Raw genomic sequence first — 25,104 nt, 5'->3', positions numbered from 1 at the left:
TTGCGTCAGATGAGACGAATTGACGAAGGTGAAGGATGGAAATGGCTTTTATCAACGACACGACGTTACGTGACGGTGAACAAGCGCCCTATGTGGCGTTCAACACCGCTGAAAAGATAGCGATCGCCCGCGCGCTTGATGCGTGCGGCGCCGATGAACTCGAAATCGGTATTCCCGCGATGGGAACGCGCGAACAAGAAGACATCCGCGAGCTTCTGGCCCTGGGGCTGGGTGCACGGATGATGACCTGGAACCGTGCGACGATGCGTGATCTTGAGGCATCGCTTGAATGCGGCGTGCCGGCCGTTGACCTCTCCATTCCCGTTTCTGACATTCTGATCGACGTCAAGTTCGGCGGTGACAAGGAACGGATGCTTTCGCAACTCGAGGCAGTCATATTGGCCGCGAAACGCGAAGGACTCTATGTCTGCATCGGAGCCGAAGACAGCTCCCGTGCCGATCTCTCCTTTATTGCCGAAGTGATGCAGCTGGGCCATGCGCTCGGTGCTGACCGTTTCCGCTACTGCGACACCGTCGGTATTCTGACACCGACGCGCACTTATGAAGCCATCAAAGCATTGGTTTCCCTCAATCTCCTTCCGATCGAAATGCACACGCACAATGATTTCGGTCTTGCCAATGCGAATGCGCTCAGCGGACTCGATGCCGGTGCACAGAGCGTCAATACAACCGTTATCGGACTGGGCGAACGGGCGGGCAACGCTTCGTTCGAGCAGATCTCGATGGCCCTCAAGCATCTCTACGGCGACGCGCGTCATATCGACGCGATGCAGATGCGTTCGCTCATCGCCATCGTCGCCGAGGCGGCGGGCGTGACCATCGCGCCGAATGCTCCCATTATCGGGGAGCGCCTTTTTGCTCATGAGAGCGGTATTCATGCCGACGGTATGATGAAAAACAGCCGTGCCTACGAACCGTTTGATGCCGAAGAGGTCGGGGGGCTTCGCGCCTTCCCCATCGGCAAACATTCGGGAACCGGCACGGTCATGTACCATCTCAAACAGCTTGGTATTACTGCCGAAAAGAGTGCGCTGCACTCACTGCTGCCACGGATCCGCGAAATCGTCACGTCACGAAAGCAGGTCCTTGACGACATGGAGCTCGTATCTCTTTACAGGCAGAGCCAATGTTCATAGGATGGCTCAAATTCGCAGACGTCAGTGAACTGGTCAAGATTGCCGATACGGTAGGCTGGCTCGCTGACGGATACCATATCAAACTGATGATGATGCACTCGCCGCATCTGTGTTACGGTGCTTATGAAGACGGCAAGCTTGTCGGGGCGATTATGTCCATCGGTTTTTCCGAAACGGCACAGATGAAATATTTCATGGTACGCCCGGAGTATCAGAAGAAGGGAATCGGCACCCGCCTTTTCAAGACGCTTCTGACGGTACTGGAGAACGATTTCCGCAAAATCTATCTCCATGCCAATCCGGACCTCGTGCCGTTTTTCGAAGCCCACGGCTTTGAATCCAATATCGAAGTGGGTCGTTTCATCAATGTCGGCAAGGTACCGCCGTTCAACTTCACCAATGCCCATGCCAAAGAGCTTGACGGCGGCAATTTCGAGTCCGCCATCTCCGTCATCGACCATGAGACCTTCGGTGAGAACCGTCTGGACTTCCTCATGGACGAGATGGAGCGCACAAGCTCACTCAAGTTCACGCTGCCCAATGCCTTCCAGCACTCCAGCGTCGTGAACGCACGCCATGTCTATCTGGGCCCCTGGCAGGTCCGTGAAGGGCATGAGGATGAAGCGGAGAAGATGATGAAAGGGGTCCTCTATTTCCGGGGCCTCAAAAAAGTCTTTGCCGACGTTCCCCTCGGCGTGAAGCCGGTCGTGGACCTGTATGAGAAGTACCACTTCAAGCAACAACAGAAGTTCGTCCATATGAGCAAGGGCGGCAATACGATTAAGTTCGAAAATATATACGCATTTTCACTTTAAAAGGAGCCTGGAATGTGTTTACTGCAGATGAAAGTCGGTGAAATAGCAGCGGTGGACGCCATCAACGTCCACGGTGCACTGCGTGCACGCCTGCTGGCAATGGGCCTGATGCCGAATGCGCAGATCAGCATTAAGCATTTCGGCTGGTTCAAAAGCACCGTCCAGGTGATGATCAATCGTACCCTGGTAGGTCTCCGCAAAGAGGAAGCTGCCCTGATCGAGGTCCATAAAGTGGCCTGAGGGCCTCTTTGCAAAGACGATTTCGGTCGTGTTTGCAGAGGGGCCTGAACCACCTCGAACAAGGAGATAGAATGTCAGCTGATGCAAAAGAACTGAAAAAAGAGTTGGCCAAACGCAAACGTCTGGCGGTCGAGATCGCTTCTGAGATCCACGATATCGTCGAAGATACGCTCTGGACCGATTATGTCAAAATGCCGGAACTGAGTGAAAAACTTCGTGTTGCCGTCGAAGAAGCCAACACGTTCAAGACTGAAAACGGTCTTTGATCCTCCCCGCCATGGACGCCTGTCCTGCGGAGGCTAATCATGCGCACTAAAGAAGAGATCCTCCGGATGGAGATCTGCGAATGCGGCGAAAAAAACGTGGCCGAGGCCATCGACATCTTTCAAAATACCTCCCTCCCATTTAAAAAAGCAAAAAAACTTGTGACCGAATGCAATAAGAGTTGTTGCCGCGCGGCACTGGTAAAATTGTACGATATGAACCAGTTCGGTACCTATGATTTTGAAGAGATCGAACACCTCATTGAACAGCGACTCGAGCGGATACGCCGTTTGGCGGAAGGAGAGTGAGTATGCCCGAAAGGCAATGGGAGACACTGCGCGCATGGCTGATGGAACAGCGGGCCATTTCATCGGAGATCAAAGCGCCCGCTGAGGTGAAGCGCCTCGATCTCAGCAGCCGTTCCCTGCAGCAGCTGCCCGAAGCGTTCGGACTGCTCAGCGAACTGGTCGCGCTCAATCTGGGCAACAACAAGCTTTCATCCCTGCCGGATTCCATGGCGTCGATGACGAAACTGAGCAACGTCGATCTTCGGCGCAACGTTTTCACGGCCGTTCCGGCCATCCTGGGCATGTCCCCGATCCGTTCGCTCAACCTCAGCGGGAACCGCATCGGCGACGTTTCAGAACTGAGCCGTTGCACGACGCTCCGGGTCCTCGATCTCAGCGGCAACGTTCTCGAAAGTTTTGAGCGCTGTCTGAGCGTACCCAACGAACTCCGCACCCTCAACCTCGCGACCAACTACATTAATGATATCTCCGCGATGCCGGCCCAGCTCACGTCCGTCGAACGGCTGAACCTCGAAGGCAACCTGATCACAAGTGTCCCGCCGGAGGCGGCGTACTTCAGTTCCCTGCTGGAGCTGGATCTTTCCGACAACCGCATCGAGACGATCGACAAGGCCTTTTTCACCCTGGGGGTCGAATCGGTCAATCTCGCCTCGAACCGTCTCCGCCACATCGCCTTACACGGGCTGGAGGAGCTCGAGGTGCTGACGCTCGACGATAATGCGCTCGCTTCGTTGGAGATCGCGGACGACTTTGCTCCCTATCTGCGGGCCTTCTCCTGCGACGGCTGCGGGCTGACGGCATTCCCGATGGTGCCGTCGACCGCCCTGGGGTCTCTGTGCTACTCCTCCAACGCCATTGCCGAGGTGCCCGAATCGATCAGCCGCTATGCCGAACTGTACGAACTCGATATCGACGGTAACGCTATCGTGGATCTTCCCGAAGCGCTGGCGAATATGAAGAACCTGCAGTCGCTCTATATCGGCGACAATCCGCTGAACGAACATGCGAAGCTCGTCATCGAAGTGCTCCACCCGGAGATCTGCGATATCAATATGAAAACGGGGATCACAATCGAGCCTGCAACGGAGGCGGACCTGCCGCATATGGCGGGACTGCTGGGGGTGCTTTTCGCGATCGAACAGGATTTCGAGATCGACTTCGACAAGCAGCTCTCGGGGATCGCGAAACTCTACACCCACGAAGGGACCGACCTGCTTGTCGCGCGTCACGAGGGGAAGGTCGTCGGCATGCTGACGATGCAGCGTCTCATCTCCAGCGCCGAGGGGGATTTTGTCGGACAGATCGAGGACCTCGTCGTGTTACAGGAGTACCGTAAGATGGGTGTGGGCAGCCGTCTCATCAACAAAATGCGTTTCATGGCACAGTCGTACGGCTACAAACGCATCCAACTCGCCGCGGATATCGACAATGAAAACGCACTGCACTTCTACACCCGGCGCGGTTTTCGCCGCACCAATCTCACCGTCTTTCATTTTAAAAATAATATTTAAGCTTCAAAGCCCCTGTTTAGGGGGTTTACACACACTTTGTCGCATCTGCGACAATTTTTGTCCTCTTTACGACAATTTTGATGTTCGTATGTCGTTCCTGATTTTGAGAATTCCTTTCAGTAGAAAAACCCTTCAAAGCCCCTTGTTTAGGTGCTTTCGAGCGTTTTACGACAAAATGTCGGCGCTGCTGCAAATCCTATTCTTACAAATTTGTCTCTTTTTCCTATTGTTGTGCGTATTTTTCAGAAATGTCAGGAATTGTCGCTGAAAAAACCGGGAACGCATCATGCACCAACTACGGCGAAGTACATCTACAAGGAGAAAAAAATGGCTGAACTTCGTCAAATCGCATTCTATGGTAAAGGTGGGATTGGTAAATCTACTACTTCCCAAAATACTCTGGCCTCTATGGCTCACTACTTTGATAAGAACATCATGATCGTTGGTTGTGACCCGAAAGCGGACTCAACTCGTCTGATCCTTCACGAGAAAGCACAGTCTACAATTCTGCAGCTTGCTGCTGAAATGGGTACTGTTGAGGACCTTGAACTCGAAGATGCAATGAAACCGGGTGCAGGTATTTTTGCTCCTGACGCACCGGGCGGTTGGATCAACTGTACAGAGTCTGGCGGACCAGAGCCGGGTGTTGGATGTGCAGGACGCGGTGTTATTACTGCAATTAACTTCCTCGAAGAAGAAGGCGCTTACGAAGAAGAAGGTCTTGACTTCGTTTCTTACGACGTTCTCGGTGACGTTGTTTGTGGTGGTTTCGCTATGCCGATCCGTGAAGGTAAAGCTCAGGAAATCTACATCGTTATGTCTGGTGAGATGATGGCAATGTATGCTGCTAACAACATCTCTAAAGGTATTCTGAAGTATGCAAACACTGGTGGCGTTCGCCTTGCTGGTCTGGTTTGTAACGCTCGTATGACTGACAAAGAGTATGACCTTGCTATCGCACTGTCTAAAGACCTCGGCACTCAGATGATTCACTTCGTACCGCGTAACAACATCGTTCAGCACGCTGAACTTCGCCGTATGACTGTTGTTGAATACAGCCCGCAGTCTGACCAAGCTCTTGAGTACAAAGAACTTGCTCGCAAAATCATCGCGAACGACATGAAAATCATCCCGACTCCGCTCGAGATGGACGACCTCGAAGACCTTCTGATGAAATACGGTCTTGAAGAAGAGGCTGACGAAGAAAACGTTGGTAAGGCTGCAGAAGCGTAATCGCCTTTGGCTTTCCTTGGTTGAAAGATGCGTTTTCCCCTTCGGGGGAATAAAAATTCTCATAATGAAAAGAAAAAAACAGACAAAGAAGGAGAATTATTATGTTTATTCTTGGTTTCCACTTCCCAGCAGATATGGGGAATTCAATCCCGGACGAAAAAGTTGTTGAAAAACTGGATAACTCAGGCGTTGATTTCGGCAGCGTCAGCGAAATTAAAATGATGATGGAAAGCCGTGAAGGTCAAAAAGAAGAGCTTTCTTATACGAACAAAGATACGTTCATGTTCAAAGCACTTGTACACTACGCTACAACGGCTGAGTCTGACTACATGATCTATACAAACCGCTATCAGATTGCAGAGCTCTCCAAGCGTCTCGATGCAGGCGATGACGAGACTATGGCCCTTTGTAAGAAATTCGACTCTATGGCTCAGTTCCGTATTACGGCAGCGTAAGCAAACTATTAAATTATAGATTCTTTAAAAGACATAGAGGAGGATATTATGGGTCCAGAATCATTGGAAGCAAAACAAAAAGCAGCGATTGAAGAGGTACTCAAGGCGTACCCGGAGAAAGCTGCAAAAAATCGTGCTAAGCACCTCGGTGTAGGTTCACCGGAGGATGAAAGCCAAAAAACTTGCGGTAACGTTCGTTCGAATAAGAAAACTGTTCCGGGTGTCATGAGCCAGCGTGGTTGTGCTTATGCCGGTTCTAAAGGTGTTGTTTGGGGTCCGGTTAAAGATATGGTTCATATCTCTCACGGTCCGATCGGTTGTGGTCAGTACTCACGTGCCGGCCGTCGTAACTACTACATCGGTACAACCGGTGTCGATACATTCGTTACGATGAACTTCTCTTCCGACTTCCAGGAAAAAGACATCGTCTTCGGCGGTGACAAGAAACTGGCTGTCTGTTTCGAAGAGATCGACGCACTGTTCCCGCTGAACAACGGTATCACTGTCCAGTCTGAGTGTCCGATCGGTCTGATCGGTGACGACATCAACGCGACTTCTAAAGTTTACGCGAAAGCGACTGGTAACACGATTGTTCCGGTTAACTGTGAAGGTTTCCGCGGTGTTTCTCAGTCTCTGGGTCACCACATCGCGAACGACACTGTCCGTGACTACGTCTTCGACGGCAACGTTGAAACACTGGGTGACGCTATCGAACCGACTGAGTACGACGTTGCGATCATCGGTGACTACAACATCGGTGGTGACGCATGGTCAAGCCGTATCCTTCTCGAAGAGATGGGTCTGCGTGTAACTGCTCAGTGGTCAGGTGATGCTACGCTCAAAGAAATGGCACAGACGCCGAAGGTTAAACTGAACCTCCTGCACTGCTACCGTTCTATGAACTACATCTCCCGTCACATGGAGAAAGAGTTCGGTATTCCTTGGGTTGAATACAACTTCTTCGGACCGACTCAGACTTACAAGTCTCTGCGCAAAATCGCTGCATTCTTCGACGAGAAGATCCAAGCGAAATGTGAAGAAGTCATCGCTAAGTATGAGCCGATGATCAACGCTGTTGTCGACAAATACCGCCCGCGCCTCGAAGGCAAGCAGGTAATGCTGTTCGTCGGTGGTCTCCGCCCGCGTCACGTTATCGGTGCTTACGAAGACCTCGGTATGGAAGTTATCGGTACGGGTTACGAATTCGCACACGACGATGACTACAAGCGTACAAAAGACGAGATCATGCGTTCAACTGTCATCTACGATGACGTCAACGAATACGAACTCGAAGCGTTTGTCAAGAAACTTGAGCCGGACCTCGTTGCTTCTGGTATTAAAGAAAAATACGTCTTCCAGAAAATGGGTCTGCCGTATCGCCAGATGCACTCTTGGGACTACAGCGGTCCGTACCACGGATTCGACGGTTTCGCGATCTTCGCATCCGATATGGACCTCGCGATCAACTCTCCGGTTTGGGGATATAGCAAAGCACCTTGGGAAACGGAAGGAGAAGCCTAATGCAGAATGTAGATAAAATCGACAACGGTAAGAACCTTTTCCAGCATCCTGAGTACCGGGATGTCCTGGCAAACAAAAAACAGTTCGAGGGTGCCTGGGGCGCCATCGACAAAGAAAAAGTCGCCGAAGTCGCTGAGTGGACTACAACGTGGGATTACCGCGAGAAAAACCTCCAGCGTGAAGCGATCACCGTCAACCCGGCAAAAGCATGTCAGCCCCTCGGTGCTGTCATGGTTGCTCTCGGTTTCGAGAACTGTATGCCGTACGTTCACGGTTCACACGGTTGTGTTGCTTACTTCCGTTCATACTTTACACGTCACTTCAAAGAGCCGACACCGTGTGTTTCCGACTCTATGACTGAAGACGCGGCGGTATTCGGTGGTCTGGTCAACATGAAAGACGGTCTGAAAAACTGTGCAGCAGTTTACAAGCCGGACATGATCATGGTTTCTACCACTTGTATGGCAGAAGTCATCGGTGACGACCTCTACGCGTTCATTACTGCAGCGAAAGAGGAAGACGGTGGTGTTGACCTTCCGGAATCATTCCCGATCCCGTATGCGCACACTCCGTCTTTCGTCGGTAGCCACATCACTGGTTACGACAACATGATGCACGGTACAATGCAGCAGCTCACTGAAGGGAAGAAAACTGAAGAGGTCAAAGACCGCATCAACATCATCCCGGGCTTCGAAACGTACATCGGTTCTATCCGTGCGGTCAAAACGATCGTAGAGAAGATGGGTGCAGACTACATCATGCTCGGCGACCACTCTGATCAGTGGGATATGCCTGCAGGTGAGTACAACATGTTCGCCGGCGGTACTAAACTGGAAGATGCAGCTGACTGTATCAACTCCAAAGCGACTATCTCTCTGCAGAAGTACGCGACTCCGAAAACCATGAAAATGGTTCAGAAGCGCTGGAAATCCAAAGAGAGCACAACATGTAACCCGGTAGGCCTGAAAGGGACTGACGAGTTCATCATGAAGCTTTCCGAGCTGACTGGTAACGAAATCCCGGCAGAACTGAAGATCGAGCGCCAGCGCCTGGTCGATGCAATGCAGGATAGCTACCCGTACATGCACGGTAAGAAATTCGCGATCTGGGGCGACCCTGACTTCCTGATCGGTGTTGTTTCCTTCCTGCTCGAAATGGGTGCGGAACCGACACACGTACTGTGCCACAATGCACCGCGCGGCTGGGAAGATGAGATGCGTGCGCTTCTCGACACTTCACCGGCTAAAGACGACCTGAACGTCTGGGCAGGTAAAGACCTGTGGCACATGCGTTCATTCCTCTTTACTGAGCCTGTCGATTTCATGATCGGTAACTCTTATGGTAAAGAGCTGATGCGTGATACGGGTACTCCGCTCATCTACATGGGCTTCCCGATCTTTGACCGCCACCACCTGCACCGCTACTCACTGAGCGGTTATGAAGGTGCGCTCAACATGCTCACTCAGATCACGAACAAAGTTCTTGATCAGCTCGACGAAGAGACGAAGGGTATCGCTACGACGGACTACTTCTTCGACCTTATCCGCTAAATCTCTTCCCCCGGGGAGAGGGATACCTGTTTTTTTTGAGTTTCGCCGCGGCCCCACGGCCGGTTCGGACCGCTGGGGCGGCACCGGGGCGTCTTCTTCGGACCCCCGACTTTCTCTCTCCTCAATTCATGTTGCTCCCTTCGGGGAGCGCTTCATCCACACATCTTTCAAGTACGATTTTTGCATAAGTTGCGGAAAAAAGGACACACGAATGGCCGTTTCCGACAAGATCAAGGAAAATCTGATGAAAGAGATCTACACCAACATCGACAAGCTTTACGACTTTATGGAGCAGCACTACGCGCTCAGCGATGAACACCACGATCTCGTCATCCGGGAACTCAACAAACTCAAAGACCAGTTCTACCTGATCTCCAACAACAGCAAACTCTCCTAGGAAGCCCCACATGCCTGCGCAGTACCACGTCGTCATCGAAAAGCTCTGCGGCTGTGCGAAAAAAAGGGATCTCGAGCAGATCCGCAGCTTCTACAGCCGCGAAGAGGCGGAGGAGCATGCGTACGAATGGGCGGACACCCTCAACAACAGCTTCTGCGGCAAACACGGTTTCGACGTCAAGGAGACGGGCGACAACTTTGTCATCTCCGTCGAAGAGGGCGGTTTCGTCGAAGCGTGCGAACTCTACTAGCGGCAGATGATCTGCGCCAAACATTCACGATATTAAATGCATTTTCTGATAACATAAGAGCCCTTTACAGGGCGGCAGCCCGAGAGGATCAAGGACAATCCGAGGAGTTTATGTAATGGAAAATCAAGCGAATACGGAAGCGGAAGCCGTCGAAGAAGTGCCGACGGCATCTGAAGAGGAGCATGCCCGCGGCATCCACTATGATGACGCGATGCTCGACGCCTTTGTGCAGAAGCCGGAGAAGTTCGCCTGGTACAAGCGTACCTTCGCAAAGTTCAACCGGAACGGCGTCGACGGCTTCGCCTGGAGCTGGTCCTGGTGGGCTTTCTTCGTGACCTTCTGGTTTCTGCTCTACCGTAAAGCCTATCTTGCGGCAATAGGGTATTTCGGCGCCGCACTGCTTTTCTCCTTCCTGTCGCTCGGCATTATCGGCACACTGATCTTCATGATCATCTCCGGGGGGACCGCGCCCTATTTTGTCTACAAAAACTACCGTGAGCTGCAGCGCAGGGCGGAGGCCGCTTCGACGGATACAGCGGTGCGCATCGAAACGATGAAGCAGCTCGGCGGCTACCATAGCTGGGTCGTTGTCGTCGCCGCCATCATCAATGCCCTGCTGCTGCTAGGCATCCTGCTGGGGTTCCTGGCCCTCGGCGTTGTCCTGACCAGCACTAGCCAGGGATAACGGCCCAAAGGGACGCGCTTTAGAGGCCCCGCTGGGAGAAGAGCGTGATCGCCATCTGCTGCGCGGCGAGAATGGAAGCCTGCACGGCGGCGATGTTCATGTTCATCGACTGCTGGGTGGAAAGGATCTGGTCCGCCTGCAGTCCGATGTTGTCCGCCATGGCCAGGATGAGATCGGCCTCTTCGAGGATGCGGTTGGCCATGACCCCGATATCGGCGGAGAGCTGCAGCATGCTTTTGAGCGAGGTGTAGAGCGTGGGGTCTGAGGTCATGGACTCCATGCCGCCGATCGCGACGACATAGCCGTCCACCGCGGTGGAGAGGGAGCGGAGCATCACCGCGAGATTGCCCAGGTCGACCAGGGTGTCCGCGGAGACGTAGAAACGGTTATGGACCGAATTGGCCGTGATATCGCTATAGACGGATTCGACTTCGCCCAGGTACTGCCGAACGTCCCAGGAAACGGCTTCGAGTTCCATGGACATCGTCCACGGCGTGAGGCTGACGGCATCCATGCGCTGCGCCAGGAAGTCGCCGCTCGATTTCAGCCCCTCCAGTTGACTGTTGAAACTGTTCGATTGCATCACCGAGACCAGCGCGAGCATATTTTTCTGCGTCTGCAGCAGGGTCGACTGGGTGAGGGCGACGTTGTCGTTTTGCAGCTGCTGGGTCTCGAGAATACGGTCGGCCATCAGTCCGATGTTGTCCGACATGATCAGGATCTTGTCCGCCATCTCGCCGATGCGGTCCGCCATCGTCCCGATATCGTCGGAGAGCTGGAGCATCGCCGTGATGCCGTCGCCCAGGGTGGCGGCGTTCATGGACGAGGAGAGCATCTGGAGGTCCGTGGAGAGATTCAGCGCCTCACTGGAGAGGCTGAGGACCGTCACGGTGTACTGGTCGAGCGCCGTCAGCACCTCCGCGTCCACCTGGAGCGGGGCGGCAAGACTGGCGTCGATACGGCTGATTTCGTTGACGAGATCGCGCGCCGCAGTGTTCGCCTGAAGCAGCGGGGCGCAGACGCTGTCACTGCCGAGGTTGATTGCTTCGAGCTGGCTCTTGAAGGCGGCGACGTTCGCATCGGCGGTCTGCAGGTCAGTCAGCAGCGCTGCGTTGAGCGGGAGCCAAGCGGTTAGCACGGCGCCGTAAAGCAGCAGGGATTTCATAGGGTTTTTAAATGTTTTCACGGTGCCTCCTTAGGGGTTCATGGACTGGAACAGGGTGATCATGGCGCTCTGCGCACTGAACATGGAGTGGAACATCGTCTCGAAGCTCCCCTGCTGCAGCTCCTGGGTCTGGCGGATGCGGTCGGTCATGATGCCGATGTTGTCGGCCATAACGATGATTTTGTCCGACATCTCCATAATGCGGTTGGACATGGTGCCGACGTCGTAGCTGAGCTTCAGCATGTTGGCGATCGCCGCTTTCAGCACCGCAGAATCGGTCTGATCGGAGAGGGATTCGATGGCGGCTGCGAAGGTTTGGAGGCTGTCGCCCATACCCTGGTGGATCTGGGAAAGGTCGCCGAACATCGTCAGGGTGTCGTCGCTGGGTTCCATGACCGCGAGCTGGTTGTTTTTGGCGGCCCACTCGTAGAGGTTTTTTGTGGAGATCATCAGCCGCGAAGCGTTGACTTCGAGCTGTTGCAGCTGGACGTCCATCGTCGTTTCCGAGAGGGTCGTTGCCGCCATGGCGTCGGCAAGTGCCTGGCTTTTGGTGATCAGATCGGCCAGCGTGGCGTCATAGATCTCCGGCATGAGGGCATCGCTGAGCGCGATCATGTTGTTCTGCGTCTGCAGCACGGACTCCTGCGTGAGGCGGACATTGGCGTTTTGCAGCTGCTGGGTGATGAGGATACGGTCCGCCATGATGCCGATATTGTCGGCCATGACAAGGATACGGTCCGCCATTTCGAGGATGCGGTCGGCCATGGTCCCGATATCGTCCGAGAGGCGGAGCATCGCCGCCGTCAGCAGTTCGAAATTGGAGCGTTCATAGCAGCTACCGCTCGTCTGCAGCCCCGTGGAGATGCGGAAACTGTTCTGGGCCATCTGCAGCGCCAGCGCCGCGAGGCTGTCGAGGGAATCGAGGTCGTCAACAGTGACCGAATAGGGGGAGGGGATGTGGGTGTATACCATCTGGATAGAGGCGATATACTCCTTCACAGACGTATTGAGTGTCCCGAGCTCGCTGCAGGAGCCCTCCTGGGCAAAGCTGAACGCGGCGAGTTCGCCGTTGAGGGTTTCGCCCTGGGTGACGAGACCCTGCAGGTCCGTTGTCGTCGACGCGTGAGCGCTCTGCCACAACAAGAAGAGCATAATCATGAGACTTTTTCGAATCAAAAGTATTCCTTGAAAATTGGTATTTGGGGGCGGAATATTATCGTAAATTATATTACGTATTTATATTAATCTTATGCTAAATGATGCATTCAAGAATAGAGTCGAGTGAAAAGGGGGCTTCTGGAACGGGGTATGCAGAACAACGGGAACTCAAAAAAAGGATTACAGATGGAATACCATGTTGTAGTAGAGAAAATGTGCGGATGCGCGAAGCGCAATAATATGCCGCAGATCAAGACCTTTGATGACAAAGAAAATGCCCTGATGGTTGCCCGCGCCTGGGCGCAGCAGCTTAACGAATCTTTCTGCGGCAAGCATGAATTCAACGTAATCTCTGTCGACGACAACTACGTCATTTCTGTCGGTGAAGGCAGCTTCTGATGGAAGAGGAAACGTTCTTCTACTGCCAGGAGTGCAACGGGAAAATCACCCTGGACCAGCTGGCACTTCTCAATGAAGGTAAATGCCCGCACTGCGGCTCGCTCGCCGGTTTCTCCACCAATCCGAAAGGAACCGAGGACGGCTTTGAAAAAGCGAGAGTCCTTAACGATTCGGATTTTCTCAACGGGAACTTCTGATACGGAGTTCCGGGAGCTCGGCGCCCGCTAGGGGCGCTCGCGCTTCCATCCACCTCCCAGGGCTTTGTAGAGGGAGATCTGGTTCGTGATCCTTGCGGCACCGAGCTGCACCAGGTTCAGCCGCGAGGCCAGCAGGGCCCGCTTGGCGTCGATCACCTCCAGGTAGGTCCCGTAGCCGCTGTCGAAGCGGCGCTGCGACAGGGAGAGCACCTTCTCATACGCCCGGTTCGCCTCCTCCTGCGCGGCGAGTTTCTCATCGGCCGCGCGGATCTTCGCCAGCGCGTCATACACCTCTTTGAACGCCACTTTCACCGTCTGCGCATAGACCATGACCGCTTCGTCTTTTTTCGCCTCCGCCTCGTTGACGCTGTTCTCGATCCGGCCGAAATCGAACAGGGGAACGTACAGCGCGGCGCCGAGTCCCCACATCTGGGCCGAAGCGTTGAGCAGGTTGTCAAGCTCGCTGCTGCTGTAGCCGGCGGTGCCGGTCAGCGAAATCGTCGGGAAGTAGGCAGCCTTGGCCACGCCGATCGTCGCATTGGCCGTGCGCAGGCGCGATTCGGCGGCGAGGATGTCGGGGCGCCGCTCGAGCAGGCCCGAGGTGAGGTCGGCCGGGACGGGCTGCGGTTCGGGCAGGGCGCTCGCCGTGTCGTATGCCGCTTCGAGCAGGCCTTTGGGGGAACGCCCCAGCAGGATGCCCATCGCGTTTTCGGCGAGGGCGTGCTCCTCGCGCAGGCCGGCGAGGGAGACCTTCGCCGTGGCATAGAGGGCGTGCGACTGCTGCAACGTCAGTTCGTCGATGGCGCCGTGCTGGAACTGGCGTGCGCGGTACTCATAACTCTCCTTGTAGGCCTGGACCGTCTCCTCGGTGACCGTGATCTGCCGCCGCAGGGAGACGAGGTTGAAATAGAGTTCCGAGACACCGGCAATGAGGCCGATGCGGACGGTCTCCCGGTCGGCATCGGTCGCGATCAGCTCGCCGCGCGCCGCCGCTTCGAGGTTTTTGTATTTACCCCAGAAGTCCAACTCGTAGGCCGCCGTGACGGAGAGGTCGAAACTGTTGTAGATAAACCCGGAGAAGGGCGAAAGCGTCTCTCCGCTGGTCTTCTGGCGGTACGCCGACGCCCCGCCGTCGAGGGTGGGGTAGCGTTCGGCGCGGCTGTAGCCCAGCGATGCCGCTGCCTGGGCGACGCGGCTCGCGGCGATTTTCAGGTCGTCGTTGTTGCGCAGCGCTTCCGTAACGAGGAGATTGAGCGTCTCGTCGTTGAAGGCTTCCCACCATGTCGCACCGATCGTGCTGGCATTGGCGTCGGCCGACGCCGTGCTTTGTGCCGGCAGTTCGGGCGGCGTGACGGTCAACTTCGGCGCCATGGAACATCCGCCGAGCAGCCAGAGGGCCGCCGCGAGGGAGAGGAGCTTATTTGCGTGCATCTTCGCCTCCTTTGTCGGTGTAGAATTTGGCCCGCAGGCGCATGATCAGGTAGTAAAAGAGCGGGATGAAGAAGATCGCGACCACGGTCAGCATCACCATCCCGCCGACGACGGTCGTCCCGATGATATGGCGGCTGTTCGCCCCGGCACCGCTGCTCAGCGCGAGCGGAAGCGTCCCGCCGATAAAGGCGAGCGAGGTCATGACAATGGGGCGGAAACGGATACGCGCCCCTTCAACCGTCGCCTGGTAAAGGTCGAGCCCCTCGCGCAGTTTCTGCTGGGCGAACTCAACGATCAGGATCGCGTTTTTCGCGGTGAGGCCGACCAGGGTGACGAGCCCGACCTGGAAATAGATGTCGTTCTCGAGCCCGCGGAAATAGACCGCCAGTGTCGCACCGAGCAGGGCGAACGGGACGGTCATGAGGATCGTGAACGGGATCATCCAGCTCTCATAGAGCGCCGCCAGGATCAGGAAGATGAAGACGATGGCGAAGATAAAGGCGTTGTTGCCTTTGCCCGCTACCTGCTGTTCCTGGTAGGAGGTACCGGCCCAGGCGATAGTGTAGCCCTCCGGCAGGACCTCCGCTGTCACTTCCTGGATGGCGCGCATCGCGTCGCCCGAACTGTAACCCGGGGCGGGCTGTCCGGAGAGCTGTGCCGCCGTGAACATGTTGAAGCGCTGGACGACGCTCGGCCCGACGATACGTTTGGCGTCGACGAGGGAGCTGATCGGGATCAGCGCGCCGCTGCTTGAACGGACGAAAACGTCGCGGTAGTCCTCGACGCTCTCGCGGTAGGAGGGCTCGAGCTGTACGTTGACGTGGTAGGTTCGGCCGTAGAGGTTGAAATCGTTGGCGTACCCGGTCCCGAAGGTCGAGCCCAGCGTCGTGTAGATATCGGAGATCTGAACGCCCAGGGCTTTGGCCTTGTCCTCGTTGACGGTGATGCGGTACTGCGGCACGCCGGCGTTGAAGGTCGTGCGGACCCGCGTGAGTTCCGGCCGTTCGTTGGCCTTTGCGACCAGCTGCTTCATCACACCGTCAAAGGCGAGGAGATCGCCGCCTGTGCGGTCCTGGACATAGAGCTCAAAACCGCCCGTGGCGCTCATGCCGCGGATCGGCGGCGGGTTGACCGGGATGATCATCGCCTCTTTGTTCTGCATCATCTGCATCATGAACTTGCCGGCCATCGCGTCGGCGCTCTGTCCCGGTTCGGTCCGTTCGGACCAGTCCGAGAGGTGTGCAAAGGCGATCCCCGCATCGGATTTGAAGGCGAAGGTCGCGAGGTCGATCCCGCTCATGGCCCCAAGGGATTCGACAAGGGGATCGGCCAGAAGGGTATCGGCGACCTGCCCCTGGACTTCGACGGTGCGTTCAAGCGAGGCTCCCGGCATGAGGTAGGTGAGGACCATCAGGACCCCTTTGTCCTCGCCCGGCACAAGCCCCGTCGGCAGTTTCTGCGACATCCACGCACCGGCGCCGATGAGGACGCCGAAGATCAGCAGGTTCATGACGGCCAGTTTGAGCGTCAGGCGCACCCCGCGGTTGAAACCGGAGGTGAGGCGCGCGAAAAAGGCGTTGAACATCCGGATCGGCAGGATCGGCGTCGGCTCTTCGCGGCGGAGGAAGACGTTACAGAGCGCCGGCGTCAGGCTGAGCGCGACGATACCTGAGATGACGACGGAGATGACGATAGTCATGGCGAACTGCTGGTACATCACCCCGCTGAAGCCGCCCATGAGCGAGGCGGGGATGAAGACGGCCGAGAGGACGAAAACGATCGCGATGACCGGCCCCGTGATCTCCCGCATCGCCTCGATCGTCGCATCGCGGACGCTCAGGTCCTTGCGCTCGTGCAGCAGGCGTTCGACGTTCTCAATGACGATAATGGCGTCGTCGACGACGAGCCCGATCGCGAGGATCAGGGCGAAGAGGGTGAGCAGGTTGATGGAGAACCCTGCAATGTAGAGCCCAGCGAAGGTCCCCACGATGGAGACGGGGATCGCCAGAACGGGAATGATCGTCGCCCGGACGTTTCCGAGGAAGAAGTAGATGATCAGTACGACCATCACGATCGCCTCGGCCAGGGTCATCAACACCTCTTCGATGGAGGTTTTGACGAAGGTCGTCGTGTCATAGAGCGTATGGTAGCGGACATCCTCGGGGAACTTCTGCGAGACCGTTTCAAGCACCTTGGTCAGGGCCGCATCGACCTCGAGCGCATTGGCGCCGGGGGCCAGGAAGACCCCGGCCACGGCCATCGGCTCCTTGTTGCGGGTGCCCTTGAGCATGTAGCGTTCGGCCCCCAGTTCGACCCGGGCGACGTCTTTGAGGCGCAGGGAAGAGCCGTCGGCGTTGGTACGCACGAGAATGTTACCGAACTCTTCGGCGGTCTTCAGACGCCCCGGGGTCGTGACCGTATAGGTGTAGGCCATCTTCTCCACGGCGGGCTCGCCGCCGATCTGGCCCGCGGCGAGCTGGACGTTCTGGCTGCGGATGACGCCCAGCACGTCGTTCACTGTCAGGTCATAGGCCGCGAGGCTGTCGGGTTTGAGCCAGACGCGCAGGGCGTACTCTTTCGAACCGAACAAAAAGGCGTCCCCGACGCCGGGAATACGCTTGATGTCGTCAATGACGTTGATCAGGGCGTAGTTGTTCAGCCACAGCGCGTCGTGGACGCGGTTCTCGGAGGTGAAGGCGATGACGCGCAGCATGTCCGGGGAGCGTTCGCGCACACTGACCCCCTGCCGGCGTACCTCTTCGGGCAGCTTGTTCAGGGCCACCTGGACGCGGTTGTTGACGTCGACGTTGGCGGCGGAGGGGTCCGTGCCGGTGGCGAAGGTGATGCTCATGGTCAGGATCCCGCTCGGGGATGCGGTCGAGGTCATGTAGATCATATTCTTCGCACCGTTGATAGCATCTTCGAGCGGTGCGGCGACGGTGTTGGCGAGGGTTTCGGCATCCGCACCCGGGTAGACCGCCTGGACGTTGATCTGCGGCGGCACAATGCTGGGGTACTCCTGGACCGGCAGCCCTTTGATCGCTACGACCCCCGCCAGAATGACGATGATGGAGAGGACCGAGGCAAAGATGGGCCGGTCGATGAAAAATTTTGAAAACATAAACGGTTACCTTTATTTCCCTTCCGCATCGACGGTTTTGTCGATAATGACCGGGGCGCCGGGTTTGACACGGAAGAAGTTGTTCACGATGACTTTGTCACCTTCGGCGAGTCCTTTGCGCACGACGAAACTGTTGCCGACGGGGTCCCCCAGGACGACGGGACGGACGGCCGCCTGCCCCTCCTGCTCGACGAAGACGATGGTGCCCATCGGGTTTTGCAGGACCGCTTTTTGCGGGATCATGATGACATTGTCACGACTAATCCCTTCCAGCGTCACGCGTCCGAAGGTACCCGGCAGCAGGAGGTTGTCGCTGTTCTTGAAACGTGCGCGCATACTAATGCTTCCCGTCTGCGTATCCGCCGTCGGCGCGATAAAGTCAATGTCGCCGCTGACCTTGATGCCGTCGACGTCGAGGGAGGCTTTTAGACGCCCTTCATCCCCCCAGCTCCAGCGTCCCTCTTTGTTCTCCACGCGCGCTTTTTGCAGATCGCCCGCGGGGATGGAGAAGAGGGCGTAAATCGGGTCCGTCTGGGTGATGGTCACCAGCGGCGTCCCGGCGTTGACGACGTTGCCCACGTCGGTCTGCTTGATGCCGGCGATCCCGCTGATGGGGGCGACGACGTCGGTATAGCCAAGTTCCAGCTCTCTGGTCTGCAGCTGTGCTTTCGCCGCGTTGACCTGCGCGCGGGCCGTTTCATAGGCCGAGAGCGCGGCATCGTGCTCCTGGACGCTGATGGCGTTGTCCTTGTAGAGGGCCTGTGCGCGTTTCCAGTCGCGCTCGGCTTTCGTATAAAGCGACTCCTGCAGGATGACAGAGGCCTTCTGTTCGTTGACTGCCGCCTGGTAGAGGTCGGGCTCGATCTTGTAGAGGCGGGCGCCTTGTTTGACGTAGTCGCCCTCTTTGAAACGCTTCGTGAGCAGTACGCCCGTGACGCGGGAGACGACGGTCGCGCTGCGGATGCTCTTGAGGCGGGCGGGATAGTTCAGGACGACGTCGCGTTTCGCAACGGCTTTGACGACGTAGGCGTCGGCGTGCGGGGCCGGGGCGGCAGGGGCTGCCGTTTCGGCGACGAGGCTGCTTCCGAACAGCAGTGACGCTGCGAAAACGAGCGGGGCGTAGGGGGGGCGTTTCATTATGATGCTCCTAATTGCTTGATATGGTTTTCGGAAGTGTCGACGATGGTATCGAGGACACGAAAAAAAGTCTCTATCTCTTCCAGGGTAAGCCGGTCTTTGATGGCATTGTTGAAGGTCAGGGCTTTGGGAATGACCAGGTCAAGGATCTCCTGCCCCTTCGCGGTGAGGTGGATCGGTTTGATCCGGCGGTCTTCGCTTTTGCGTTCGCGGACGATCAACCCCTTTTTTTCAAGGGCGTCAAGGGCCCGGCTGACGGTCGGTTTGCCCTTGGCAAGGATCTCGGCGATCTCGGACTGCGTGATCTCGCCGTCTTCGCTGATGATCTTCAGCGTTGCAAACTGCTCGGGCGCGATCCCGAAGGGTTCGATGCATTTCGTAAAACCGGCGTGAATAATATTGGCCGTGCGGTTGAGACGAAAACCGATCGAAGTATCCAGCAGATATTCCATAGGGCTCCTTTAATTACCTATGCAACTATTGCGTAAGCAACCTTTTTATACGCTTAGCGTCTGAGGTTAAAAAATGGGAGGGGTACAGGGCCTCAGGGCCCGGCGTTTAAATCAGCGCGACGGCGCTTTGGAGGGAGGGGGCGAAGGTGACGTTCTCAAACCGTTTTTCGTGGTTGAAGCGCATCAGTTTCTCCGTGAAGGCATCGGGGGCCGCTATGATCACCTTGACCCCGTCCTTTTTCAGTTTTTCGATCAGGTCCTTGAGGGTAAAGATCGCCGTGATATCCATGAAAGGAACGTTCAGAATGTCGATGATGACCGTTTTCGTATCGAGCAGGTTGTTTGCCTGGTGTTCGAAGAAAGTACTCGAACCGAAGAAGAAAGCGCCGTTGATGCGGATGATGCGCGCGTTCTCCCCGTCGAGGTCGGGCTGGCTGCCCGTACCGGCGTATTCCAGTACGATCTGCGTCTGCTTGGTGATGCGGTAGACGATCAGCAGCGATGCCAGGACGATGCCGAGACCGACGGCAGTGATGAGGTCGACGAAGACGGTGACGAAGAAGACGGTCAGCATCGTCATCAGGTCGCTGCGGGGGCTGGCTTTCCAGACTCTCAGGAAACGGTAGTCCAGGATGTCGACGCCGACCTTGATCAGGATGCCGGCCAGGACGGCGAGCGGGATCTTGGACGCCAGCGGCGCGAGGAAGAGGACGATGAGCAGTAGCACCACGGCATGGATCATGCCCGAGAGGCGGTCGGTGCCGCCGCTTTTGACGTTGATGACGGTCCGCATCGTCGCCCCCGCGCCGGGGACGGCCCCGACGAGGGCGCATAGCGCATTGCCGATCCCCTGGCCGAAGAGCTCGCGGTCGGGGTTGTGTTTGGTCCGGGTGACGGAGTCGGCGACAATCGAGGTCAGCAGCGAGTCGATGGTGCCCAGCACGGCCAGTGTAAAGGCCAGCGAAACGATCACAGTGTAATGCTCGAGCGTAAAGTCCGGCAAGACAAGCTCCGGAAGTTCGGCGGGAATCGTGCCGATCGTCTCCACCGGCAACTGCAGCAGCGCAGAGATCGGGGTGAGCACGACAAGGGCGATCAGCGGCGAGGGGACGACTTTGGCGAGGCGCGCGGGGGTGAAAAAGACGATGGCAAGGGCAGCGAGTGCCAGCAGGAGCGCCCAGGGGTTTGTCTGGGGCAGCAGCGAGGGCAGGGTGACCAGCAGGTGCAGGACGGCGGCGTCGGAGGGGAGCCCCAGCAGAGGGTTGAGCTGCAGCAGGATGATGATGATGCCGATCCCGCTCATAAAGCCGGAGATGACCGGGTAGGGGATGAAGCGGACGAATCGTCCCAGTCGTGTGAAACCGAAAACGACCTGGAAGATACCCGCCAGCAGTACGACGGTCGCGACCAGTCCGACGTCGCCGCCCAGGGATGCGACCGCGGCGGCCACGACGACGGTCATTGGCCCCGTCGGGCCGGAGATCTGGGTGCGGGTGCCGCCGAACAGCGCGGCGAAGAAGCCGAGGATGATGGCGCCGTAGAGGCCCGCCGCCGCGCCGAGACCGCTGGCGACGCCGAAAGCGAGTGCGAGGGGCAGTGCGATGACGGCTGCGGTCAGGCCGCCGAAGAGATTACCGCGAAGATTGGAAAAGAGAGACAACTGTGGGCCTTTGCATGACGGCACCGGGGCCGCCGAAAGATAAATGGCATTGTATAGCAGATCGGGAAAAAAGCAGATGACAAATTTGTCATCCGCCGTGGCGGATTAGCCCTTGAACGCTTTGATTTTGAAAAGGCCGATCGTAAAATCGGGGAAGACGATCACATCGTAGGCTTCGCCGGGATTCGGAAGCGGAATGAGAATCGTCTCGGCACCGTAGCTGACATTGATGTCTTTCTCCCCCGTAAACCCAACCCCCGGGAACTCTTTGACAGCACAGGCATTGAAGGTCTCTGTATTGCCGTCGGCCGTGACGTCCAGGCTGTAATTTGTGATATTGACGACGCTGAGGGTTCCCGGAGCCGGCTGGTGGATAATATGATTCTTGTCTACACTGCCATTGTTGCAGTTTGCCGCAATATAGGCGTTGATCAGATCTCCACTGTGGATAGTCTCCATTCCGATTTTCGTGGACGTGTCAATCGCCGTCGTATACCAGACGTCGGGGGCTTCGGATACGGCTTCGAAATCATCATCTTTCTGTGTTTTCGGCGCAATGGTGTAGAAGCTCTTGTTGAAGAGGTGACCTACGATGTCAGCGTCAGTCGCGTTGATCATCGTGATGAAATTCAATCGCGGCTCGGTGGAGCTGTCCTCCCCGCAGCCGGAGAAGGTCAGAGCGGCAGCGGCAGCCGAGGCCAAAAGAAGCGGGCGTATTTTCATATTATTCCTTCGTCATAGCAATGGTTTGGGGCATTGTACTGTATGGGGCGCCATGGGTCAACACCCCCACCTAGGGATGTTTGTCCGATTCCAGCCAATGGATGAACTCTTCGCGGCTGTTATAGCCGGCGACGGTGTGGTACCCCTTCTGCGTCGCGGGGTCGATAAAGTGCACGACGGGGGTAAAGGAGATGTTGAACTCCGGCGGGAAGGCATCTTTCTCCTTGTTGAGGATCACAGGGACGTATTTACTGTGGACGAGGGTGTTGACATCCTCTTTGCGCAGGACGAGCTCTTCGAACTTCCGGCACCAGGGGCAGTAGTTCGCGACAAGAACGAGCATGACGTTTTTGTGCTCTTTGTTGGCACGCTTGAGCGCATTGTCGAAGTTTGTTTCATAGTCCAGCGACGCCGCGAGGCTCCCCTTCTCTTTGACGCGTTTGAGCGTACCGCGCTCCTGGGCGTACTGGTCGGCGAACTTGGCCAGTAGCTCGTCGACGCTGTCCTCGAGGTTCTCCTCGACCGTGTCGCTGTCATAGGGAAAGGTGAGGGCGTTCTGGTAGGTCAGGGCGAAGACTTTGTCCTCCGAACCGCTGCGCTGCACCTGCTCGCCGATCACAAGCCGGACGCTGATCAGCACGCTCTTGCCGACATACTGTTCCGCGACGAGCAGGGCGAGGGAGCGCCCGCTGTAGCCTGCCGTGTCGATGCCGAGCTCCCCGGTCATGGTGTCGAGGGCTTCGCGGAGGTAGGCTTTGCTGCTTTTAGGCACCTTTTCGCCCGAAATGTCGACGACGGGATAGACCTTGTCGACGCCGCGCAGGGTAAAGATGGACTCGGCGCCCAGCCAGGTTGCCGCGAAGAGTAAAAGAATAAAGAAACGGTTCATAGTGTCAGCTCCAGTGGAAAATCTAACGCGCATTGTAGTCAATCTTTTCCCCGCTTCACGTAAGAAGGCGGTTCGTTGCATCGGTTTACCCGATACGTTTGCCAAGGGCAACCCCCTCGGGTGCGAACGCCGCCCGGTAGATCAGCACTTCGACGCCTGCATCGCTTGCCTGCGCCAGAAGGGAGGCATAGGCGGGGTCGATATGGGCCGCTGCTTCAAAGTGCGTGCCCCCTTCGCGCAGCACGGCAAAGAACAAAACGGCGCGGTCGCCTTTCTCTTTGACTTCCATCAGCTCTTCAAGATGCTTCTGCCCCCTTGTTGTTACGGCGTCCGGGAACATCAACGTGTCGCCTTCGCGCAGGGTGACGCTCTTGACCTCCACGAAACACTTCGCATCCCCTTTTTCGAGGAGCAGATCGATCCGGCTGTTCTGACTGCCGTATTTCACTTCCCGGCGCAGGCGGTCATACCCCTGCAGTTCCGTGACGACTCCTTCGCGGACCGCCTCTTCGGCCAGTGCGTTGGCCCGGGCCGCATGGACCATCACCGTCTCCCCGTCGGCATCTTCGACGAGCTCCCAGGTGTAGCGCAGCTTGCGTTTGGGGTTGTCGCTCTCGCTGAGCCAGACCCGCAGCCCCTCCTCCTTGTACCCTTTCATGGAGCCGGAGTTGGGGCAGTGGGCCGTGACGATACTGCCGTCTTCGAGGCTTATGTCGGCGAGGAAACGCTTGTAGCGTTTGATGAGGGTTCCCGGAATGAGGGGAGTCTCGAACCGCATTACGCCTCCTTCTCCGTATCATCCGTTTTAGCGTCGCGGAGATGGTCATAGATGGCGGGGATGGTCCCGGTGTGGGGGTAATGCAGGTAGTAGCGGCGCAGCAGCTGGTTGAGCTTGTTCTGGTTGAAGCGCCAGTAGTGCTCTTTGTCGAAGGCTTCGTGCCGGACGATGTATTCGAAGAGCTCCTGTTCGCTGAGCGGCGCCTCGTGGCGATGCTCCTTCTCGATGACGTCGAGCATCAGAGTGGTCAACTCCTCTTTGGAGGCTTCGTTGCTGTCGTCGTCGGGCAGCGGCTTGTTGGGCAAAAAGGCGTAGAGCTTCCACGCGGCCAGCACGGTGGCGGCGGTAAAGGCGATGATCATAATGGTTTGAATAGACATTTCGGGCATACTCGCGACAAAAAAATTGTCGTTTATTGTAGCCCCGGGGGGCTGAAGGCTAGGAATTGAAGATCACCAGCCCCCGCCCGAAGGGGACTTTGGCCGGTCTTGAGAGGGCCCAGAGTACCTCGTACGGCGGCGGGATACGCGGGAACCAGCCGTCGCCGTCGGTGAAGTAGAGCAGCATCGTCGTCATCGGCAGCTCCGCCTCGATGTAGTCGAAGACGGGGCGGTAGTCCGTCCCGCCGCCCCCTTTGAGGGGGAAGTCCAGCTTCTCGCCGCCCTGGAAGCTGTAGTGGCCGTGCACCTTCGCGTCGGCGATGATCAGCTCGATCCGGATGGCGGGGAAGATTGTCATGATGTTTTTGAACTCCTCCGTAAAGGCCCCGAGCAGCGCCTCGTTGATGGAGCCGGAGGTATCGACGGCGACGCAGAGGCTCAGCGTATCGCTGGCCAGGGAGGGCAGCGCGATCCCGCGGTAGATGTGCTTCTTGTTCGGCGGCATGAAGGCATAGTTGTTGCGCATGTGCTTGTTGACGGCGTTGTAGAGTTCGAAACGCCAGTCGACATCGGCGGCCTTGACCTTTTTGCCCAGCCGGTCCATGCCCGAGGGCATCGCGCTTTTGCGCTGGGCGACCTCCTGGGCGACAGAGGAGGCGTACTGCCACTCCGACTCGTTCTGGGCGTCGAGCTCCTCCTCGATATTGCCGAGGTTGGAGAAAGCGCCGCTGTCGTCTTCCTCCTCTCCCCCTTCACCGGTACCGCCCGGCATGCCCGGCGGGGGAGGCACGTCGTCCTCGCCGCCGAAGGCGTCGTCAATGTCGCTGTAATAGCTCTCTTTGAGGGCGTCGTAGATCTCCTCGGCGTACATCCCCTTGAACTCTTCATTGTAGTTGGCCCCCTGGGGGATCTCCAGGCCGTTTTTGTGCAGGAGGTTGTTGATGGCGTAGTCTGTTGCCAGCTGCCAAAGCCCCCCTTTGCGTCCCAGCTGGCGCTGCTGGTGCGACAGGACGTGGTGCATGACACAGTTGGTGAGGATGAACATCACCTCTTCGATGCTGCGGCGTCCCATGAACTCCGGGTCGTACAAAAAGCGTTTGCCGTTGCTGGCATAACCGCGCAGTCCCTCTTTGGGCTCCTGCTTGAGGCGGGAGGCGAGCATCCCGAAGTAGGGGTGCTTCATTGTCAGTTGGGACTTGGCTTTGGTCAGTAAGTGTTCCGGGGTCAA

At 56.9% G+C, this 25,104-nt stretch carries 27 protein-coding genes; 15 read left to right on the top strand and 12 right to left on the bottom strand.

Going from position 1 to position 25,104, the window contains the following annotated elements; genetic code table 11:
• The first annotated feature begins 41 nt into the window (after nucleotides 1–41).
• The 13 genes from nifV (at nucleotide 42) to WCY31_RS07990 (ending at nucleotide 10,386) form a co-directional block, all read left to right on the top strand.
• A complete protein-coding gene (gene nifV / locus WCY31_RS08050; protein ID WP_345969289.1) occupies nucleotides 42–1,157 on the top strand; it encodes a homocitrate synthase in 1,116 nt (371 codons plus the stop codon).
• Nucleotides 1,148–1,972 carry a GNAT family N-acetyltransferase gene (locus WCY31_RS08045; protein ID WP_345969288.1) on the top strand — a complete coding sequence of 275 codons (825 nt, stop codon included), beginning with the start codon at nucleotides 1,148–1,150 and terminating at the stop codon, nucleotides 1,970–1,972. Before nifV ends, WCY31_RS08045 begins: the two co-directional genes overlap by 10 nt.
• 12 nt (nucleotides 1,973–1,984) lie before the next feature.
• Entirely contained in the window at nucleotides 1,985–2,212 is a 228-nt protein-coding gene (locus WCY31_RS08040) for a FeoA family protein (protein WP_231018409.1), read from the top strand.
• A 71-nt stretch (nucleotides 2,213–2,283) separates the two neighbouring features.
• Nucleotides 2,284–2,478 (top strand): CCE_0567 family metalloprotein, encoded by a 195-nt coding sequence (locus WCY31_RS08035; protein ID WP_231018408.1) that lies wholly within the window; start codon nucleotides 2,284–2,286, stop codon nucleotides 2,476–2,478.
• Between the two features lie 39 nt (nucleotides 2,479–2,517).
• Complete coding sequence (locus WCY31_RS08030) at nucleotides 2,518–2,784, top strand: hypothetical protein (RefSeq protein WP_345969287.1); 267 nt, start codon at nucleotides 2,518–2,520, stop codon at nucleotides 2,782–2,784.
• A gap of 2 nt (nucleotides 2,785–2,786) precedes the next feature.
• A complete protein-coding gene (locus tag WCY31_RS08025; protein WP_345972000.1) occupies nucleotides 2,787–4,295 on the top strand; it encodes a GNAT family N-acetyltransferase in 1,509 nt (502 codons plus the stop codon).
• 327 nt (nucleotides 4,296–4,622) lie between these two features.
• Nucleotides 4,623–5,528 carry a nitrogenase iron protein gene (nifH, locus tag WCY31_RS08020; RefSeq protein ID WP_345971537.1) on the top strand — a complete coding sequence of 302 codons (906 nt, stop codon included), beginning with the start codon at nucleotides 4,623–4,625 and terminating at the stop codon, nucleotides 5,526–5,528.
• 101 nt (nucleotides 5,529–5,629) lie between these two features.
• Nucleotides 5,630–5,983 carry a hypothetical protein gene (locus WCY31_RS08015; protein WP_231018404.1) on the top strand — a complete coding sequence of 118 codons (354 nt, stop codon included), beginning with the start codon at nucleotides 5,630–5,632 and terminating at the stop codon, nucleotides 5,981–5,983.
• 48 nt (nucleotides 5,984–6,031) lie between these two features.
• Nucleotides 6,032–7,504, top strand: a complete 1,473-nt coding sequence (nifD, locus tag WCY31_RS08010; RefSeq protein ID WP_231018403.1) for a nitrogenase molybdenum-iron protein alpha chain — start codon at nucleotides 6,032–6,034, stop codon at nucleotides 7,502–7,504.
• Nucleotides 7,504–9,054: a nitrogenase molybdenum-iron protein subunit beta gene (gene nifK, locus WCY31_RS08005; protein ID WP_345969285.1), complete on the top strand. Its 1,551-nt coding sequence runs from the start codon at nucleotides 7,504–7,506 to the stop codon at nucleotides 9,052–9,054. The genes nifD and nifK overlap by 1 nt, the downstream gene beginning before the upstream one ends.
• 244 nt (nucleotides 9,055–9,298) lie before the next feature.
• Complete coding sequence (locus tag WCY31_RS08000) at nucleotides 9,299–9,451, top strand: hypothetical protein (protein WP_231018401.1); 153 nt, start codon at nucleotides 9,299–9,301, stop codon at nucleotides 9,449–9,451.
• Between the two features lie 10 nt (nucleotides 9,452–9,461).
• A complete protein-coding gene (locus WCY31_RS07995) occupies nucleotides 9,462–9,701 on the top strand; it encodes a hypothetical protein (RefSeq protein ID WP_231018400.1) in 240 nt (79 codons plus the stop codon).
• A 115-nt stretch (nucleotides 9,702–9,816) separates the two neighbouring features.
• A complete protein-coding gene (locus tag WCY31_RS07990) occupies nucleotides 9,817–10,386 on the top strand; it encodes a DUF2628 domain-containing protein (RefSeq protein WP_345971999.1) in 570 nt (189 codons plus the stop codon).
• A 19-nt stretch (nucleotides 10,387–10,405) separates the two neighbouring features.
• On the opposite strand, the gene WCY31_RS07985 is transcribed toward WCY31_RS07990, so the two are convergent.
• Nucleotides 10,406–11,572, bottom strand: a complete 1,167-nt coding sequence (locus WCY31_RS07985; protein WP_345971998.1) for a hypothetical protein — start codon at nucleotides 11,570–11,572, stop codon at nucleotides 10,406–10,408.
• 9 nt (nucleotides 11,573–11,581) lie between these two features.
• Complete coding sequence (locus tag WCY31_RS07980; protein WP_345971997.1) at nucleotides 11,582–12,727, bottom strand: hypothetical protein; 1,146 nt, start codon at nucleotides 12,725–12,727, stop codon at nucleotides 11,582–11,584.
• Nucleotides 12,728–12,895: 168 nt separating this feature from the next.
• On the opposite strand from WCY31_RS07980, the gene WCY31_RS07975 reads away from it, so the two are divergent.
• Nucleotides 12,896–13,108: a hypothetical protein gene (locus WCY31_RS07975; protein ID WP_231018396.1), complete on the top strand. Its 213-nt coding sequence runs from the start codon at nucleotides 12,896–12,898 to the stop codon at nucleotides 13,106–13,108.
• Nucleotides 13,108–13,305, top strand: a complete 198-nt coding sequence (locus WCY31_RS07970; RefSeq protein ID WP_231018395.1) for a hypothetical protein — start codon at nucleotides 13,108–13,110, stop codon at nucleotides 13,303–13,305. The genes WCY31_RS07975 and WCY31_RS07970 overlap by 1 nt, the downstream gene beginning before the upstream one ends.
• Nucleotides 13,306–13,332: 27 nt before the next feature.
• On the opposite strand, the gene WCY31_RS07965 is transcribed toward WCY31_RS07970, so the two are convergent.
• From WCY31_RS07965 to WCY31_RS07920, 10 genes are all read right to left on the bottom strand, one after another.
• Complete coding sequence (locus tag WCY31_RS07965) at nucleotides 13,333–14,736, bottom strand: efflux transporter outer membrane subunit (RefSeq protein ID WP_345971996.1); 1,404 nt, start codon at nucleotides 14,734–14,736, stop codon at nucleotides 13,333–13,335.
• Nucleotides 14,723–17,857, bottom strand: coding sequence for a multidrug efflux RND transporter permease subunit (locus WCY31_RS07960; RefSeq protein WP_345971995.1), 3,135 nt, complete (start codon nucleotides 17,855–17,857; stop codon nucleotides 14,723–14,725). The genes WCY31_RS07965 and WCY31_RS07960 overlap by 14 nt, the downstream gene beginning before the upstream one ends.
• A 12-nt stretch (nucleotides 17,858–17,869) precedes the next feature.
• Nucleotides 17,870–18,994 carry an efflux RND transporter periplasmic adaptor subunit gene (locus WCY31_RS07955; protein WP_345971994.1) on the bottom strand — a complete coding sequence of 375 codons (1,125 nt, stop codon included), beginning with the start codon at nucleotides 18,992–18,994 and terminating at the stop codon, nucleotides 17,870–17,872.
• The gene (locus WCY31_RS07950; protein WP_345971993.1) at nucleotides 18,994–19,446 is read right to left on the bottom strand and encodes a MarR family transcriptional regulator; all 453 of its coding nucleotides are present in this window, start codon (nucleotides 19,444–19,446) and stop codon (nucleotides 18,994–18,996) included. The genes WCY31_RS07955 and WCY31_RS07950 overlap by 1 nt, the downstream gene beginning before the upstream one ends.
• Before the next feature lie 106 nt (nucleotides 19,447–19,552).
• Nucleotides 19,553–21,106: a SulP family inorganic anion transporter gene (locus WCY31_RS07945; RefSeq protein ID WP_345971992.1), complete on the bottom strand. Its 1,554-nt coding sequence runs from the start codon at nucleotides 21,104–21,106 to the stop codon at nucleotides 19,553–19,555.
• 105 nt (nucleotides 21,107–21,211) lie between these two features.
• Nucleotides 21,212–21,829, bottom strand: a complete 618-nt coding sequence (locus tag WCY31_RS07940; protein WP_345971991.1) for a hypothetical protein — start codon at nucleotides 21,827–21,829, stop codon at nucleotides 21,212–21,214.
• Nucleotides 21,830–21,899: 70 nt separating this feature from the next.
• A complete protein-coding gene (locus WCY31_RS07935) occupies nucleotides 21,900–22,718 on the bottom strand; it encodes a thioredoxin family protein (protein WP_345969274.1) in 819 nt (272 codons plus the stop codon).
• Nucleotides 22,719–22,803: 85 nt separating this feature from the next.
• Nucleotides 22,804–23,496: a DNA/RNA nuclease SfsA gene (gene sfsA / locus WCY31_RS07930; protein ID WP_345971990.1), complete on the bottom strand. Its 693-nt coding sequence runs from the start codon at nucleotides 23,494–23,496 to the stop codon at nucleotides 22,804–22,806.
• The gene (locus WCY31_RS07925) at nucleotides 23,496–23,876 is read right to left on the bottom strand and encodes a hypothetical protein (RefSeq protein ID WP_345971989.1); all 381 of its coding nucleotides are present in this window, start codon (nucleotides 23,874–23,876) and stop codon (nucleotides 23,496–23,498) included. The genes sfsA and WCY31_RS07925 overlap by 1 nt, the downstream gene beginning before the upstream one ends.
• A gap of 58 nt (nucleotides 23,877–23,934) precedes the next feature.
• Nucleotides 23,935–25,104, bottom strand: a complete 1,170-nt coding sequence (locus WCY31_RS07920) for a vWA domain-containing protein (protein WP_345971988.1) — start codon at nucleotides 25,102–25,104, stop codon at nucleotides 23,935–23,937.

This window comes from Sulfurimonas sp. HSL3-1 (assembly GCF_039645995.1).
Lineage (GTDB): Bacteria > Campylobacterota > Campylobacteria > Campylobacterales > Sulfurimonadaceae > Thiomicrolovo > Thiomicrolovo diazotrophicus.
This window is presented reverse-complemented; position numbering and strand designations above follow the sequence as displayed.

Excerpts from the sequence above, each read along its gene's own strand:
- WCY31_RS08000 (WP_231018401.1), top strand. The coding sequence starts at position 9,299 with ATGAAAGAGATCTACACCAACATCGACAAGCTTTACGACTTTATGGAG.
- WCY31_RS07940 (WP_345971991.1), bottom strand. The coding sequence starts at position 21,829 with ATGAAAATACGCCCGCTTCTTTTGGCCTCGGCTGCCGCTGCCGCTCTG.
- WCY31_RS07965 (WP_345971996.1), bottom strand. The coding sequence starts at position 14,736 with ATGCACGCAAATAAGCTCCTCTCCCTCGCGGCGGCCCTCTGGCTGCTC.
- WCY31_RS07935 (WP_345969274.1), bottom strand. The coding sequence starts at position 22,718 with ATGAACCGTTTCTTTATTCTTTTACTCTTCGCGGCAACCTGGCTGGGC.
- WCY31_RS07925 (WP_345971989.1), bottom strand. The coding sequence starts at position 23,876 with ATGTCTATTCAAACCATTATGATCATCGCCTTTACCGCCGCCACCGTG.
- WCY31_RS07960 (WP_345971995.1), bottom strand. The coding sequence starts at position 17,857 with ATGTTTTCAAAATTTTTCATCGACCGGCCCATCTTTGCCTCGGTCCTC.
- WCY31_RS07955 (WP_345971994.1), bottom strand. The coding sequence starts at position 18,994 with ATGAAACGCCCCCCCTACGCCCCGCTCGTTTTCGCAGCGTCACTGCTG.
- nifV (WP_345969289.1), top strand. The coding sequence starts at position 42 with ATGGCTTTTATCAACGACACGACGTTACGTGACGGTGAACAAGCGCCC.
- WCY31_RS08025 (WP_345972000.1), top strand. The coding sequence starts at position 2,787 with ATGCCCGAAAGGCAATGGGAGACACTGCGCGCATGGCTGATGGAACAG.
- WCY31_RS08040 (WP_231018409.1), top strand. The coding sequence starts at position 1,985 with ATGTGTTTACTGCAGATGAAAGTCGGTGAAATAGCAGCGGTGGACGCC.
- WCY31_RS07995 (WP_231018400.1), top strand. The coding sequence starts at position 9,462 with ATGCCTGCGCAGTACCACGTCGTCATCGAAAAGCTCTGCGGCTGTGCG.
- WCY31_RS08045 (WP_345969288.1), top strand. The coding sequence starts at position 1,148 with ATGTTCATAGGATGGCTCAAATTCGCAGACGTCAGTGAACTGGTCAAG.
- WCY31_RS08030 (WP_345969287.1), top strand. The coding sequence starts at position 2,518 with ATGCGCACTAAAGAAGAGATCCTCCGGATGGAGATCTGCGAATGCGGC.
- sfsA (WP_345971990.1), bottom strand. The coding sequence starts at position 23,496 with ATGCGGTTCGAGACTCCCCTCATTCCGGGAACCCTCATCAAACGCTAC.
- nifD (WP_231018403.1), top strand. The coding sequence starts at position 6,032 with ATGGGTCCAGAATCATTGGAAGCAAAACAAAAAGCAGCGATTGAAGAG.
- nifK (WP_345969285.1), top strand. The coding sequence starts at position 7,504 with ATGCAGAATGTAGATAAAATCGACAACGGTAAGAACCTTTTCCAGCAT.
- WCY31_RS07975 (WP_231018396.1), top strand. The coding sequence starts at position 12,896 with ATGGAATACCATGTTGTAGTAGAGAAAATGTGCGGATGCGCGAAGCGC.
- WCY31_RS08035 (WP_231018408.1), top strand. The coding sequence starts at position 2,284 with ATGTCAGCTGATGCAAAAGAACTGAAAAAAGAGTTGGCCAAACGCAAA.
- WCY31_RS07970 (WP_231018395.1), top strand. The coding sequence starts at position 13,108 with ATGGAAGAGGAAACGTTCTTCTACTGCCAGGAGTGCAACGGGAAAATC.
- nifH (WP_345971537.1), top strand. The coding sequence starts at position 4,623 with ATGGCTGAACTTCGTCAAATCGCATTCTATGGTAAAGGTGGGATTGGT.
- WCY31_RS07950 (WP_345971993.1), bottom strand. The coding sequence starts at position 19,446 with ATGGAATATCTGCTGGATACTTCGATCGGTTTTCGTCTCAACCGCACG.
- WCY31_RS07990 (WP_345971999.1), top strand. The coding sequence starts at position 9,817 with ATGGAAAATCAAGCGAATACGGAAGCGGAAGCCGTCGAAGAAGTGCCG.
- WCY31_RS08015 (WP_231018404.1), top strand. The coding sequence starts at position 5,630 with ATGTTTATTCTTGGTTTCCACTTCCCAGCAGATATGGGGAATTCAATC.